Source organism: Rhodococcus sp. NPDC057014 (assembly GCF_042673295.1).
In the GTDB taxonomy this organism is placed as follows: Bacteria; Actinomycetota; Actinomycetes; order Mycobacteriales; family Mycobacteriaceae; genus Rhodococcus_F.
Genome location: NZ_JBHUSF010000245.1, coordinates 1 through 14,202, shown reverse-complemented (window position 1 = coordinate 14,202; position 14,202 = coordinate 1). Strand labels below are relative to the sequence as shown.

At 69.5% G+C, this 14,202-nt stretch carries 14 protein-coding genes; 8 read left to right on the top strand and 6 right to left on the bottom strand.

The window, feature by feature from the left end:
- Nucleotides 1-51 precede the first annotated feature (51 nt).
- On the bottom strand, nt 52-1,017 hold the full coding sequence (locus ACFTZB_RS33375; protein ID WP_378438245.1) for a quinone oxidoreductase family protein: 966 nt from the start codon (nt 1,015-1,017) through the stop codon (nt 52-54).
- A gap of 79 nt (nt 1,018-1,096) precedes the next feature.
- Here ACFTZB_RS33375 and ACFTZB_RS33370 point away from each other — a divergent pair, with 79 nt between their 5' ends.
- Complete coding sequence (locus tag ACFTZB_RS33370; RefSeq protein WP_378438243.1) at nt 1,097-1,462, top strand: hypothetical protein; 366 nt, start codon at nt 1,097-1,099, stop codon at nt 1,460-1,462.
- Here the strand turns inward: ACFTZB_RS33370 and ACFTZB_RS33365 are convergent.
- The 5 genes from ACFTZB_RS33365 to mptB form a co-directional block, all read right to left on the bottom strand.
- Nucleotides 1,459-2,421 (bottom strand): heme A synthase, encoded by a 963-nt coding sequence (locus tag ACFTZB_RS33365; protein ID WP_072942092.1) that lies wholly within the window; start codon nt 2,419-2,421, stop codon nt 1,459-1,461. The two genes, ACFTZB_RS33370 and ACFTZB_RS33365, sit on opposite strands and share 4 nt — an antisense overlap.
- Before the next feature lie 69 nt (nt 2,422-2,490).
- On the bottom strand, nt 2,491-3,927 hold the full coding sequence (locus ACFTZB_RS33360) for a hypothetical protein (protein WP_378438240.1): 1,437 nt from the start codon (nt 3,925-3,927) through the stop codon (nt 2,491-2,493).
- On the bottom strand, nt 3,924-4,724 hold the full coding sequence (locus ACFTZB_RS33355; RefSeq protein ID WP_378438238.1) for an ABC transporter permease: 801 nt from the start codon (nt 4,722-4,724) through the stop codon (nt 3,924-3,926). Before ACFTZB_RS33355 ends, ACFTZB_RS33360 begins: the two co-directional genes overlap by 4 nt.
- Nucleotides 4,721-5,665 (bottom strand): ABC transporter ATP-binding protein, encoded by a 945-nt coding sequence (locus tag ACFTZB_RS33350; protein ID WP_378438236.1) that lies wholly within the window; start codon nt 5,663-5,665, stop codon nt 4,721-4,723. The genes ACFTZB_RS33355 and ACFTZB_RS33350 overlap by 4 nt, the downstream gene beginning before the upstream one ends.
- Nucleotides 5,666-5,671: 6 nt before the next feature.
- Complete coding sequence (gene mptB / locus ACFTZB_RS33345; RefSeq protein WP_378438234.1) at nt 5,672-7,456, bottom strand: polyprenol phosphomannose-dependent alpha 1,6 mannosyltransferase MptB; 1,785 nt, start codon at nt 7,454-7,456, stop codon at nt 5,672-5,674.
- A 132-nt stretch (nt 7,457-7,588) separates the two neighbouring features.
- Between mptB and ACFTZB_RS33340 the strand changes: the two genes are divergently transcribed.
- From ACFTZB_RS33340 to ACFTZB_RS33310, 7 genes are all read left to right on the top strand, one after another.
- A complete protein-coding gene (locus tag ACFTZB_RS33340; RefSeq protein WP_378438232.1) occupies nt 7,589-8,338 on the top strand; it encodes a helix-turn-helix transcriptional regulator in 750 nt (249 codons plus the stop codon).
- A gap of 95 nt (nt 8,339-8,433) precedes the next feature.
- Nucleotides 8,434-9,894 (top strand): Fe-S cluster assembly protein SufB, encoded by a 1,461-nt coding sequence (sufB, locus tag ACFTZB_RS33335; protein WP_072942082.1) that lies wholly within the window; start codon nt 8,434-8,436, stop codon nt 9,892-9,894.
- A complete protein-coding gene (gene sufD, locus ACFTZB_RS33330; RefSeq protein WP_378438229.1) occupies nt 9,894-11,123 on the top strand; it encodes a Fe-S cluster assembly protein SufD in 1,230 nt (409 codons plus the stop codon). The genes sufB and sufD overlap by 1 nt, the downstream gene beginning before the upstream one ends.
- A 45-nt stretch (nt 11,124-11,168) precedes the next feature.
- Complete coding sequence (gene sufC, locus ACFTZB_RS33325) at nt 11,169-11,978, top strand: Fe-S cluster assembly ATPase SufC (protein WP_276139833.1); 810 nt, start codon at nt 11,169-11,171, stop codon at nt 11,976-11,978.
- A gap of 6 nt (nt 11,979-11,984) precedes the next feature.
- Nucleotides 11,985-13,244: a cysteine desulfurase gene (locus tag ACFTZB_RS33320; RefSeq protein ID WP_378438227.1), complete on the top strand. Its 1,260-nt coding sequence runs from the start codon at nt 11,985-11,987 to the stop codon at nt 13,242-13,244.
- Entirely contained in the window at nt 13,241-13,756 is a 516-nt protein-coding gene (gene sufU, locus ACFTZB_RS33315; protein WP_378438225.1) for a Fe-S cluster assembly sulfur transfer protein SufU, read from the top strand. Before ACFTZB_RS33320 ends, sufU begins: the two co-directional genes overlap by 4 nt.
- Nucleotides 13,753-14,172: a metal-sulfur cluster assembly factor gene (locus ACFTZB_RS33310; protein ID WP_378438223.1), complete on the top strand. Its 420-nt coding sequence runs from the start codon at nt 13,753-13,755 to the stop codon at nt 14,170-14,172. Before sufU ends, ACFTZB_RS33310 begins: the two co-directional genes overlap by 4 nt.
- The last annotated feature ends 30 nt before the right edge of the window (nt 14,173-14,202 follow it).

Here is a 14,202-nt window from a genome sequence, read left to right as displayed (position 1 = left end):
CTGCAGACCATCGGCAGCCTGCTGAGCTGACCGCGGGCCCGACGCTCCGCGTCAGGGCACCAGGACGATCGAGCCCGTCGTGGCCCGCGCCTCGAGATCGCGGTGCGCCTCCTCCGCCCGCTCGAGCGGGTACTCGGCTCCCACCCGGACCGTCAGCGCACCGTCGGCGAGGGCGGAGAACACGTCCCCGGCCCGCCACGTCAGTTCCTCCCGGTTCCGGACGTGGTGCGCGAGCGTCGGCCGGGTGAGGAACAGCGAACCCGCCGGGTTCAGCCGTTGCGGATCGAAGGGCGGCACCGGCCCGCTCGCGGCGCCGAACAGCGCGACCGTTCCCCGGATCCGCACCGACGCCAGACTGGCTTCGAACGTGGACGCACCGACACCGTCGTAGGCGGCTGCGACGCCCTCGCCGTCGGTCAGTTCCCGCACCCGGGCCGCGATGTCGTCGTCGTACCGCAGCACCTCGTGCGCGCCGGCGTCCCGGGACAACTGCTCCTTCGCGTCGGAGGACACGGTGGTGATCACCCGGGCGCCCAGCGTCGTCGCCATCTGGGTGAGGATCAGCCCGACGCCGCCCGCCCCGGCGTGGACGAGCACGGTGTCGCCGGGTCGGATCGGGTACGTGGAGTGGGCCAGGTAGTGGGCGGTCATGCCCTGCAGCAGCGCGGACGCGGCCTGCGGGGCGGGCACGGAGCCGGGGACGGCGATCGCGGCCGCCGCGGGGACGGCCACCTTCGCCGCGTAGCTGCCGGGAGCGGCGCACCAGGCCACCCGGTCGCCGGGTGCGAAATCCGACACGTCGCCGCCGACGGCCTCCACCACGCCGGAGCCCTCGTCTCCGGGTATGTACGGCAGCGGCCGCGGGTACAGACCCGTCCGGAAGTACGTGTCGATGTAGTTGATGCCGATGGCGTCGGTGCGAACGAGCAGATCCGTCGCTCCGATCTCGGGTTCGGGAACCTCTACCGGTTCGAGGACGTCGGGACCACCGAGACGGGAAACCTGTATAGCGCGCATGGTTTCAGTTCTACACGGCGCGGCCCGCCGCACGGAGCCTGGCGGACACGGCACGTCTACCGCCCAGTATTCTCGGAGCATGAGTACCGACACCCATGCGGAACAGGCCCCCTCGAGCCCGGCACCCTCGCTGCCGTCCCACACGGTCGACGCGATCGAGAAGTTCGTGGCCGAGCACGGCGGTTCGGCCAGCGCCGTCATCCAGCCCATCGGGCTCGCCGGCGTCCGGATCACCCTCGTCGGAGCCGACGGCATCCTCGGTGACCAGGTGGTCGACGATCTCGCCACCGCGAACGCCGTCGTCGCCTCGCTCGACGACGTCACCGTCTCCGAGTGGGACCGCGCGATCACCAGCATCGTCACGCCCCGCAAGGGCCACTTCCAGAAGATGGCCGGCTGGGTCGCGCGGCAGACCCGCTTCCCGAAGGCCCGCAACGAGCGCTAGACGCTCGCGGTGTCGGGCTGCGTGACGTACTCGCGGGTGCGCCCCGCGGCCCACACCGCCGCGGTGGCCGCGGTGCACAGCCCGGCCCCCGCCACGTGGAACGCCACCAGGGCGGCGGGAACGTCCGTGAAGAACTGGACCAGCCCGATCAGCGCCTGCGCCACCACCAGCGCGAGGAGAACCTGCACCCGGACCTTCACCGCGCGGCCGGCGCCGACGGCGTACAGACCGAAGCACAAGCCGACCAGCAACGCCAGATAACCCACGAGCAGTTGCGCATGCAGGTGCACGAGCGTGACGATCTCCACCTCGAGGCGCGGAACCACGCGGTCGAGACTCTTGTCTCCCGCGTGCGGGCCCGCACCCGTGACCAGCGTTCCGGCGGCGAGGACGCCGGCCAGCGCGACCGCCGACAGCGCGGTGAGCCAGCGCAGCGGTGCCGGGATCACGTCGATCGCCGGGGCGTCGTCCGGTTCGCAGATCTTCGCGTACATCACGGTTGCCAGCCACACCATCGCCATCGACGCGAGCAGGTGCACCGCGACCGTCCACCACAGCAGTCCGGTGAGCACCGTGACACCGCCGATGACGGCCTGCACGACGGTGCCGAGAGGCATCATCCACGCGTAGACGAGGACCTCCTTGCGGCGGCGCGCGCGCGTGACCGCGAGGACGATCAGGGCCGCGGCCACGACGACGACGAACGTCAGCAGCCGGTTGCCGAATTCGACCGCCTGGTGGACGACGGCGACCTCGCCGTGCCCGACCGGCACGAAGCTGCCGGGGAAGCACTGCGGCCACGTGGGGCAGCCGAGGCCGGAGGCCGTCACCCGGACGACGGCCCCGGTGACGGCGATGCCGCCCTGCGTGAGGATCACCGCGAACGCGATGACACGCTGCACGGTCAGCGACGGAAGGGGGAGACGGTCTACCAGGCTCAGAAACCCGCGATACAGCACGGCATCGATGGTAGAGGGCGGTCAACTACAGCGTGTCGTTGGGCCGGTGGCGGCGCGGCCGACTCCGTGCTACTCGCCGCGAATGCGCAGGATGCCGGTCACCGTCCCCTGCCAGAAGTCGCCGGTGTCGGTGACGAGTCCGGACATCTGCAGGGTGTCGTTGACGGCGGTGCCGGGGAGTGGGCTGGTGTGCTCGACGGAGCCGTCGGACGGGTCGATCACCGCGAACGCGAAACCGTCCAGGGGTGTCGTGACGTCGAACCCCTGGCGGATCACGGTGTACAGCAGGCCGTCGCCGGTCGACAGGTGCGGGACCGCGGCGCTGCGCACGTCGTTGCTCCACACCTGGTGGCAGCCGATCGGGTCGATGTCCACCCGCGTCATGCCGCCGGTGAAGGGCGCGTGCGTCGGAACGGCCGGTCCCGCCCCGTCCGGGACGGCGGGATACGGATAGCCGTACGTCCCGGCGACGTACACCGAGTTGCCGATGCCGATCGGCGAGTTCTCGCTGCCGCCCGGGTTGCCGAGCACCGGGAGGGAGCAGATCTCGTCGCCGGAATCGGCGCGGAAGACCCGGAGATTCACCTGCGGGTCGGCGTTGTCGACGATCGCGACGAAATCGCTGCCGGTGGACGGTCCGAAGTAGGTGGGGGTGGAGCCGGTGCCGTGGCTCAGCTGCCCCGGCTTCCGGTCCGGTCCGCGGTCGTACTCGCGGCGCCAGTCCAGACGGACCTCACCGTCGCGGAGCGCGAACTGGTACAGGGCGTGCGTGGTCGCGACCGCGGCGCCTGCAGGCGAGGTGGAGATGCTGTTCTGCACCTGTTCGCCCGCGGCCGGCGGCCGGGTGTGCGCGACACCGCCGCGGTCCACGGCTCCGACGACACCGCCGCCCGTCGCGAACCAGACGTTGCCCTGCCAGTCCGGCGTCAGCCCGGTCACGTTGTCGCCCTGCGGAACGGTGCCGGACAGGTCGACGTGCGAGTCGACGGTGATCCGCCACCGGCCTGCGGGGTCCGTCGAATGTCCGAGGCGCAGCAGCTGACGGTTGCCGTCGACGACGACCAGGCGGTTGTCGTTGTCGAGGAACGCGTACACGCCGCCGAGCAGGCTGCCCTTCGCCAGCGCGAACGTGGCGAGCGAGCCGCCGAACGGCGCCGCCGGGGCCGCTGGGTCGATCAGGTGCACGGTGGGAACCTGGCCGGCCACGGACGTGCACAGGGCGACGACGAGCCGGTCGGAACCCTGCAGGAGGGTCGGGCACGCGGATACGAGCGGGTACGCGGACAGCGTGACGGGGCCGGTGCCGGGCCCGGGCAGCGGCGTCACGTCGGTGGACCCGGCGTCGCCGTGCATCGTGGACGTGCCCGCGGGTCCGAGGAACGGATTCGGCGACGCAGGCGGACCCCACTGCGGTGCGGCGCCCGCGGGCAGCGCGCCACCGCAGACGACGGCGAGCAGAACAGCGAGAACGGTGCCTGCGCGGCGGACCGTGAGTCGACGGATCACGTGAATCGGAACGTCCTTGCCGCCAGGGCCCCCGCGGCCGCGCCCCAGACGGCGAGGACCACGACGCTGAGCACGTCGACCGATCCCGACAGTGCGGCGTCCAGGGCGTGCGCGAGCGCACCGGAGGGAATCAGCCGGGCCCCGGTGTGGAGGAGCCAGGGCAGGTCGCCGGTGGCGAACACCACACTGCCGACGCCGACCATCACGAACCACAGAATGTTGGCGAGGGCGAGGACGATGTCGGCGCGGAGGGTGCCGCCGAGCAGCAGGCCCATCGCCGCGAACGTCACGGTGCCCAGCGCGATGATCACGGCGCCGAGGACGAGTCCCCACGCACTCGGACGCCAGCCGAGGGCCAGTCCGATCGCACCGAGCAGCACGGATTGCAGGGCGACGACGATGACCACCGCGGCGCTCTTCCCGGCGATGATTCCCCACGTCGGAAGGGGGGTGGCGCCGAGCCGTTTGAGGGCACCGTACCGGCGGTCGAACCCGACCGCGATCGCCTGCCCGGTGAACGCCGTGGACATCACGGCCACCATCATCACGGCGGGCACCACCTTGTCGACCCGCGACGTTCCGAGGTCGCCGATGGGCAGCAGGCACAGCCCGATCAGCAGCGTGATCGGGATGAACATCGTCAGCAGCAGTTGTTCGCCGTTGCGCAGGAGCAGTTTCAGCTCGAGCGCGGTCTGCGCCCGCAGCATGACCGCCGCGCCGCTCGGGCGGGGATCGGGTGTGAACGTGCCCGGGGCGAAACGGTTCTCCGTCAGACGGTCACTGGTGCTCATCGTCATCCCCTCAGTTCCCGGCCGGTGAGTTCGAGGAAGACATCCTCGAGGCTGCGCTGGTCGACGCGGATGTCGCTGATCAGGGCGTCCAGGTCGGCGCACCACGACGCGACGGAGGCCACCACCGTCGGGTCGATCGGCCCTTCGACGAGGTAGGTGCCCGGTCCGGACTCGGCCACCCGGAAGCCGTCGGGGAGGGTCCGTGCGAGCGGCCCGGTGTCCAGACCGGCGGGCGCGGTGAGCCGCAACTGGCCTTCGGCGCCGCGGCTGGTGACCTCGGCGGGCGTTCCGGCGGCGACGATCGACCCGTGGTCGATGATGACGAGCCGGTCCGCGAGTTCCTCGGCCTCGTCCATGAGGTGCGTCGTCAGCAGCACGCTGACGCCGTCGCGGCGCAGTGCGTCGATCAGTTCCCACACCAGCAGGCGGGCCTGGGCGTCGAGCCCGGCGGTGGGTTCGTCGAGGAAGACCAGCTCGGGGCGGCCGACCAGTGCGCAGGCCAGGGACAGGCGTTGCTGCTGCCCGCCGGACAGCCGGCGGTACGGGGTGCGCCGCGCCTCCTCGAGCCCGAGGCTGCGCAGCAACCACTCGGGGTCGAGGGGATCGGCGGAGTAGGCGGCGACCAGGTCGAGCATCTCGCCGGCGCGGGAACCGGGGTACGCGCCGCCGCCCTGCAGCATCACACCGATCCGGGCCCGGACGGCGCCGGCATCCGCGACGGGATCGAGTCCGAGGACGCGGACGGTGCCGCTGTCGGGGCGGACGAAACCCTCACACATCTCGACGGTGGTGGTCTTACCCGCGCCGTTGGGACCGAGCAACGCCACGACCTGTGCCGGTTCGACGGTGAGATCGAGCCCGTCGACGGCCCTCACACCGTCGAAGGTCTTCACCACGCCTTCCAGGCGTACAGCAGGTTGCGCCGATCCGGGCGTTCGCGAGGTCACGGGGAATCAGCGTAAGCCCTGGCCGGGTGTGACCCGGCCGGTGCCCCGGCTTTCCGCGCCGGCGTCGTCCCGGGGCGGATCCTGCGGTTCCTGCACGGCCGGCTGCTGCCCCGGACCGACCCGCCACGGCAGGCGGTTGCGGGTGATCACGATGAGCGTTCCCGCCGTGAAGATGGTCGCGATGGCGGCCTGGACGATGACGAAGGGCTGGTACTCGCCGCCGTTCGGCATGAGGATGACGCTGACGATGGACGAGAAGACGATCGCGGGTACCCGGAACGCGGGTGCGGTGGCCCAGGCGGCGAGCGGCAGGACCGCCCACAGCAGATACCAGGGCTGCACCACGGGGAACAGCAGGACGACCGCGCCGAGCGACAGTCCGAGCGCGCCGACCGCGTGGATGCGGCCGACGAGGGTGGCGACGAGCATCCGGAGTGTGATGAACGCCGCAGCGACGGCGGCGATCGGCCGGGTCAGGCTCAGCACCGCCGTCGTGTGATCGCCGAGGCCCAGCAGAACCCCGGCCAGCCCGGTGCCCAGCCCGAGGAGCGTGGGAATCGACATCCAGCTGCGGACCGCGTTCGCCGTGCCGAGCGTGTGCACCCAGCCGATGCCGAGCCCGCTGGACGTGCTGATGACGAGGGTGACCACCAGGGCCACCCCGCCGAGCAGGGCGGCCGCGGTGAGCACCGCTTTCGGGGTTCCGCCCCATCGCCTGGCCAGCGCCATCCCGACGAATCCCAGCGCGAGCAGGGAGGGGATCTTGATCGTCGACGACAGGGCGATGAGCGCCGCCCCCGACAGCAGCAGGAGCAGGGACTGCCCGCGGATCGGATCCGCCCGTTCGACGGCCCGCAGCGCCAGTTCGATCCCGGCCAGCATGAGGCCGAGCATCAGCGCCTCGTTGTGGATCCCGGCGACCAGGTGGAACAGCAACAGGGGGTTCGCGGCGCCCAGCCAGAGGGCGCTGACCTCGGCGACGCCGCAGCGACGCGCCAGGCGGGGGAGCGCCCACACGATCATCGCCACACCGGCGAGCGCGAGCAGCCGGTGCAGGAAGATTCCCGCGACGATGTTCTCGCCGGTCAGCCAGCTGATCCCGCGCCCCATCCAGAGGAACAGTGGGCCGTACGGCGCGGGTGTGTCCCGCCAGATCGTCGGCACGGTGCGGGTCAGGACGTGATCGACGCCGAGAGCGCCCGCGGGGCCGATGGCGTAGGGGTCGAGCCCGCGGGCCGCGATCTCGCTCTGCGCGAGGTACGAGTACACGTCCTTGCTGAACATCGGCGGCGCGACGGACAGCGGGATGATCCACAGCAACAGGGTGCGGTCGAGCTGGGACCGGTTGAGGCGGCGCACGGCCCCGGACTGCAGGCTGCCGATCGCGAACCGGCCGAGCAGCAGCCACGCGAGCACGATCATCACGGTGCCGGTCATGGCGAGGGTCAGCGCCACGCTGGGGATCCGGGCGGGAAGTCCTATGATGCGCAGACCCTGGACGGGGTTCTGCAGTACCGGCTGGGCGCCGGCGCCCAGTGCGCCGACGGCCATCAGGACGGCGCCGGTCGCGCCGAACCGGCGGATACCGCGGAGCTGCGCGGTCTCCTGCCCGTTCAGGCCTGCGGTCTCCGGTTCGTCGCCGTGCAGCGCGGCCGCCACCGACGAGCGGGGAGAAGGTCCGTCGATGCCCAGCGCCCGCCGGACGAGCTCGGCCGGATGTCGGAGAGCGGCGCGAGCCGTCAAGGTCGGCTCCGCGCGGGTCGGCTCCGGGTTCTCGGGGGTCTGCGGCACACAGGCAGCGTAGCGGTGCGCCGAACACGGCCGGTTCGGCCAGTATTCCCGCGCACGGGCCGCACATAATCACCGGTGTAAGGCAGGGCACCCTTAGTAGACCTGCGATCGGAATTCCGTCACACTGGTGTTGTGAAAACGGATACGACACCACGTGCAACGAAGGAAAGCGCAGTTCACGCGCCTTCTTCGGCGGCGCCTGTCGCAACCGCGTCACCCGTCGCCGTGGGCCACGAAGGGCACACCCGCGCGGCCGTCGTGAAGCTCCTCCTCGAGGAGGGGCCCATCACCGCGTCGGAAATCGGAACCCGCCTGGGCCTGAGTGCCGCCGGAGTCCGTCGTCATCTCGACGCACTCCTCGAATCCGGCGAGGCGCGCGAGGCGTCCTCCGTCGCCGTGCGTCACCGCGGACGGGGACGGCCCGCCAAATACTTCCAGATCACCGCCAAGGGTCGCGGCAGGCTCGGTCACGCGTACGACGACCTCGCGGGCGCGGCCATGCGCCAACTGCGGGAGGTCGGGGGAGACGCCGCGATCACCGAATTCGCGCGCCGCCGCGTGCAGGCGATCGTCGGCGACGTCACCCCGGCCGCGGATCACAGCGCCGAGGGCCTCGAAACCACCGCCGACGCCATCGCCGACGCATTCACCACCGCCGGATTCGCGGCCTCGACCCGCCCGGTCGGCAACGGCGTGCAGATCTGCCAGCACCACTGCCCGGTCTCGCACGTCGCCGAGGAATTCCCGGAACTGTGCGAAGCCGAGCAGGCCGCGTTCGCCCAACTGCTCGGCACCCATGTCCAGCGGCTCGCGACCATCGCGAACGGCGACTGCGCCTGCACCACCCACGTTCCACTCGTCCCACCGTCCGGTCCCAAATAGCAACGCTATCCCGATAGATCCCCTAGTCAGCAACCTGTTTTCCACCGGCGACCAGCCCTCGCCGGTCTCGTAACAAGACTCCGGAAGGAGCTCGCATGACCGTCACATCAGACCAGGTGACATCCACTGCGTCGGCCAACGCCGAGCCGCTCACGCAGGAAGAGACCATCGCGTCACTCGGGCATTACGGGTACGGCTGGTCCGATTCCGACGAGGCCGGTGCCAGTGCGCAGCGCGGTCTGTCCGAAGACGTCGTGCGCGACATCTCGGCGAAGAAGAGCGAACCGGACTGGATGCTCGACATCCGTCTGCGCGCGCTGAAGACCTTCGACAAGAAGCCGATGCCGAACTGGGGATCGGACCTCGAAGGCATCCACTTCGACAACATCAAATACTTCGTGCGCTCGAGCGAGAAGCAGGCCGAGAGCTGGGAAGACCTGCCCGAGGACATCAAGAACACGTACGACAAGCTGGGCATCCCCGAGGCCGAGAAGCAGCGCCTCGTCGCCGGTGTCGCGGCGCAGTACGAGTCCGAGGTCGTCTACCACTCGATCCGTGAGGACCTCGAGTCGCAGGGCGTCATCTTCCTCGACACCGACACGGGCCTGAAGCAGCACCCCGAACTGTTCCGGGAGTACTTCGGCACGGTCATCCCGGCCGGCGACAACAAGTTCTCCGCGCTGAACACCGCGGTGTGGTCGGGTGGCTCGTTCATCTACGTCCCGCCGGGCGTGCACGTCGACATCCCGCTGCAGGCCTACTTCCGCATCAACACGGAGAACATGGGCCAGTTCGAGCGGACCCTGATCATCGTCGACGAGGGCGCCTCGGTGCACTACGTCGAGGGCTGCACGGCACCGATCTACAAGTCCGACTCCCTGCACTCCGCGGTGGTCGAGATCATCGTGAAGAAGGGCGGCCACTGCCGTTACACGACCATCCAGAACTGGTCGAACAACGTCTACAACCTGGTCACCAAGCGCACCAAGGTGGAGGCGGGCGGATCCATGGAGTGGATCGACGGCAACATCGGGTCCAAGGTCACCATGAAGTACCCGGCCGTCTGGATGATGGGTGAGCACGCCCGCGGCGAGGTTCTCTCCGTGGCATTCGCCGGTGAGGGCCAGCACCAGGACACCGGCGCCAAGATGCTGCACCTCGCGCCGCACACGTCGTCGACGATCATCAGCAAGTCGGTGGCCCGCGGCGGTGGCCGCGCGTCCTACCGCGGACTCGTCCAGGTCAACAAGGGCGCCCACGGCTCCAAGTCGACGGTCAAGTGTGACGCGCTGCTGGTCGATCAGATCAGCCGCTCGGACACCTACCCCTACGTCGACATCCGGGAGGACGACGTGACCATGGGTCACGAGGCCACCGTGTCGAAGGTGAGCGACGACCAGCTGTTCTACCTGATGAGCCGCGGGCTCACCGAGGACGAGGCCATGGCCACGGTCGTGCGCGGCTTCGTCGAGCCGATCGCCAAGGAACTCCCGATGGAGTACGCCCTGGAACTGAACCGCCTGATCGAACTGCAGATGGAAGGGGCGGTGGGTTAGTGACCACGCCAGAAACTGGTGTCCAGAATCTCGGAGTCACGGGAGCCGTCGCGGGCGAGAATCCGCGGATAGCGCGGACGTCCACCGGCTCGCCGATCGCCAACAAGGGCGAGGTCTTCACGTCGTTCGACGTCAACGCGTTCGAGATCCCGGGTGGTCGCGACGAGGTCTGGCGGTTCACCCCGCTGCGCCGTCTGCGCGGACTGCACGACGGATCGGCCGTGGCGAGCGGCACGGCCACCGTCGACGTCGCCGGCCCGGACTCCGTGACGGTCGAGACCGTCGGACGTGACGACGACCGGCTGGGCAAGGCCGGCGTTCCCGCCGACCGTGTGGCCGCACAGGCGTACTCGGGTTTCGAGACGGCGACCGTCGTGACCGTCGGCCGTGAGGTCGAGGTCGCGGAGACGATCAACATCACGATCACGGGTCCGGGCGAGGGCAAGGTCGCCTTCGGGCACCTGCAGATCCGGCTCGACGCGTTCGCGAAGGCGACCGTCGTCATCGACCAGCGCGGCAGCGGCACGTTCGCCGAGAACGTCGAATTCGTGCTCGGCGACAGCGCCCACCTCACCGTCGTCGCCGTCCAGGACTGGGCGGACGACACCGTGCACGTGGCATCGCATCACGCGCGCCTCGGCCGGGACGCGGTCCTGCGGCACAACGCCGTCAGCCTCGGCGGCGACCTCGTCCGCCTGTCCGCGACCGTCAAGTACGACGGCCCCGGCGGCGACGCCGAACTGCTCGGTCTGTACTTCGCCGACGCGGGACAGCACTTCGAGCAGCGACTGCTGGTGGATCACTCGCAGCCGCACTGCAAGTCCAACGTGGTCTACAAGGGCGCCCTGCAGGGTGATCCGGAGTCCGGCAAACCCGACGCCCACACCGTGTGGATCGGCGACGTGCTGATCCGTGCGGCGGCCGAAGGCACCGACACGTTCGAGCTGAACCGCAACCTCGTCCTCACGGACGGTGCCCGCGCGGACTCGGTCCCGAACCTGGAGATCGAGACCGGCGAGATCGTGGGTGCCGGCCACGCCAGCGCCACGGGTCGATTCGACGACGAGCAGTTGTTCTACCTGCGCGCCCGCGGAATCCCCGAGGACGCGGCACGGCGACTCGTCGTGCGCGGGTTCTTCCACGAGATCATCAACAAGATCGCCGTCGCCGAAATCCGCGAGCGTCTCGAGGCTGCCGTCGAGGCCGAACTCGCCGCAGTCGGCGTCTGAGCCGCGCCGCCGGACCATTACTTCCCATTTCTTCGAAGGATCACAATGTCTACCCCTGACGCTTCCACCCCCGAAACCTCGGTCCTGGAAATCAAGGACCTGCACGTCGACGTCGCGAACACCGACGAGAACGCCGAGCCGATCAACATCCTCAAGGGTGTGAACCTGACGGTTCGGTCCGGCGAGACGCACGCGATCATGGGGCCCAACGGTTCCGGCAAGTCGACGCTGTCGTACGCCATCGCGGGTCACCCCAAGTACCAGATCACCTCGGGGTCCATCACCCTCAACGGTGAGGACGTCCTCGAGATGACCGTCGACGAGCGGGCCCGCGCGGGACTGTTCCTCGCGATGCAGTACCCCGTCGAGGTCCCCGGCGTCTCGATGTCGAACTTCCTGCGCACCGCGGCCACCGCCGTCCGTGGCGAGGCCCCCAAGCTCCGTCACTGGGTGAAGGAGGTCAAGGAGGCGCTGACCGAGCTCGACATCGACCCCTCGTTCGGCGAGCGCAGCGTCAACGAGGGCTTTTCCGGCGGTGAGAAGAAGCGCCACGAGATCCTGCAGCTCGGCCTCCTGAAGCCGAAGATCGCGATCCTCGACGAGACCGACTCCGGACTCGACGTCGACGCCCTGCGCGTCGTCTCCGAGGGCGTGAACCGTTACAAGGAGCGCGAGCACGGCGGAATCCTGCTGATCACGCACTACACGCGCATCCTCCGGTACATCAAGCCGGAGTACGTCCACGTGTTCGTCGGCGGTCGCGTCGTCGAGTCGGGCGGGCCGGAACTGGCCGACGAGCTCGAGGCGAACGGCTACGAGCGCTTCACCCAGGCTGCAGCAACGCAAGGAGCATAAACGCAGATGACCACCTCGGTGCGCGTATTCGACGTCACCCGGATCCGGGAGGACTTCCCGATCCTGGCGCGTACGGTCCGCGACGGAAAACCGCTGGTGTACCTCGATTCGGGTGCCACATCGCAGCGCCCGAACCAGGTGCTCGACGCCGAGAGGGAGTTTCTCACCACCTGTAACGCCGCCGTGCACCGAGGCGCTCACCAGCTCGCCGAAGAGGCCACGGACGCGTACGAGAACGCGCGTGCGGCGATCGCCGAGTTCGTCGGCGTCGACAGCGACGAACTCGTGTTCACCAAGAACGCGACGGAGTCCCTCAACCTCGTCACCCACGTCCTCGGCGACGATCGCTTCGAACGGCACCTCGGTCCCGGCGACGAGATCGTCATCACCGAGCTCGAGCATCACGCCAATCTGGTGCCGTGGCAGGAGCTTGCGCGCAGCACCGGTGCCACGTTGCGCTGGTACGGCGTCACCGACGACGGCCGCATCGACGTCGACTCGCTCGAGCTGACCGATGCCGTCAAGGTCGTGTCGTTCACCCACCAGTCCAACGTGACCGGGGCGGTGGCACCGGTCGAGGAACTGGTCCGCCGCGCCCGCGCGGTCGGCGCACTGGTGGTGCTCGACGCCTGCCAGTCCGTCCCGCACATGGCGGTGGACTTCCACGCGCTGGGAGTCGACTTCGCGGCGTTCTCCGGGCACAAGATGCTCGGCCCGTCCGGCGTGGGTGTCCTGTACGGGCGCCGCGAACTCCTGAACGCGATGCCGCCGTTCATCACCGGCGGCTCGATGATCGAGACCGTCACGATGGAACGCACCACGTACGCGCCGCCGCCGCAGCGGTTCGAGGCCGGTGTTCCGATGACATCGCAGGTCGTCGGTCTCGGCGCCGCGGTCCGGTATCTCGACGAGATCGGGATGGACGCGGTCGCCGCGCACGAACACACCCTGGTCGAGGCGGCACTGGCAGCGCTCGGCGCCATCGACGGCGTGCGCATCATCGGACCCACGACTGCCGAGAACCGAGGCGGGGCAGTGTCGTTCGTGGTCGACGGGATCCATGCCCACGATCTCGGCCAGATCCTCGACGACGAGGGCGTCGCCATCCGCGTCGGCCACCACTGCGCCTGGCCCCTGCACCGGCGTTTCGGTGTCGCGGCCACGGCGAGGGCGTCGTTCGCGCTGTACAACACGGTCGACGAGGTCGCCGCTCTTGCGGCGGCGGTGCGGCGTGCCCAGGAGTTCTTCGGGGAGGTTCCTGCATGAGAATGGAACAGATGTACCAGGAAGTGATCCTGGACCACTACAAGCATCCCCACGGCCGCGGCCTTCGTGAACCGTTCGGCGCCGAAGTCCATCACGTCAACCCGACGTGCGGCGACGAGGTGACGCTGCGCGTGCAGCTCGCCGACGACGGCACGGTGGTGGATGTGTCGTACGACGGCCAGGGGTGTTCCATCAGCCAGGCGTCGACGTCGGTGCTCACCGATCAGGTGGTGGGGATGCCCGTCGAGCAGGCGCTGCAGACCGTTGCCGCGTTCAACGAAATGGTCAGCAGCCGCGGTACCGTCGAGGGGGACGAGGACGTCCTCGGGGACGGCATCGCCTTCGTCGGTGTCTCGAAGTACCCGGCCCGCGTGAAGTGCGCGTTGCTGGGATGGATGGCATTCAAGGACGCGGTTGTTCAGATAGTGGACGACCGGGTCGTGGACGAACAGGATTCGGCCGTCCCGACAGTGGACGGCGAACCAGCTCGAATCGGAGGACAGGCATCATGAGCGAGACGCAGACGCCGCAGGCGGACGCCACAGCCGCACCGGAGCAGGCGCCGGCGGACCAGGGCAGCGAATCCGCGCCCGCCGCATCGGGTGCGATCACCGACCCGAAGCGCCTGGAGGAGCTGGAGGAGGCGATGCGTGACGTCGTCGACCCCGAACTCGGCATCAACGTCGTCGACCTCGGCTTGGTGTACGGAATCACCGAGGACGAGGACGCCGTGACCCTCGACATGACCCTCACGTCGGCGGCGTGCCCGCTGACCGATGTCATCGAGGACCAATCCCGCGGCGCACTCGTGCGCAGCGGTCTGTGCAACGAATTGAAGATCAACTGGGTGTGGCTCCCGCCGTGGGGCCCCGACAAGATCACCGAGGACGGCCGCGAGCAGTTGCGGGCCCTCGGCTTCACGGTCTGACCACCCACTGCCGTTGACACGGGGAGGGGC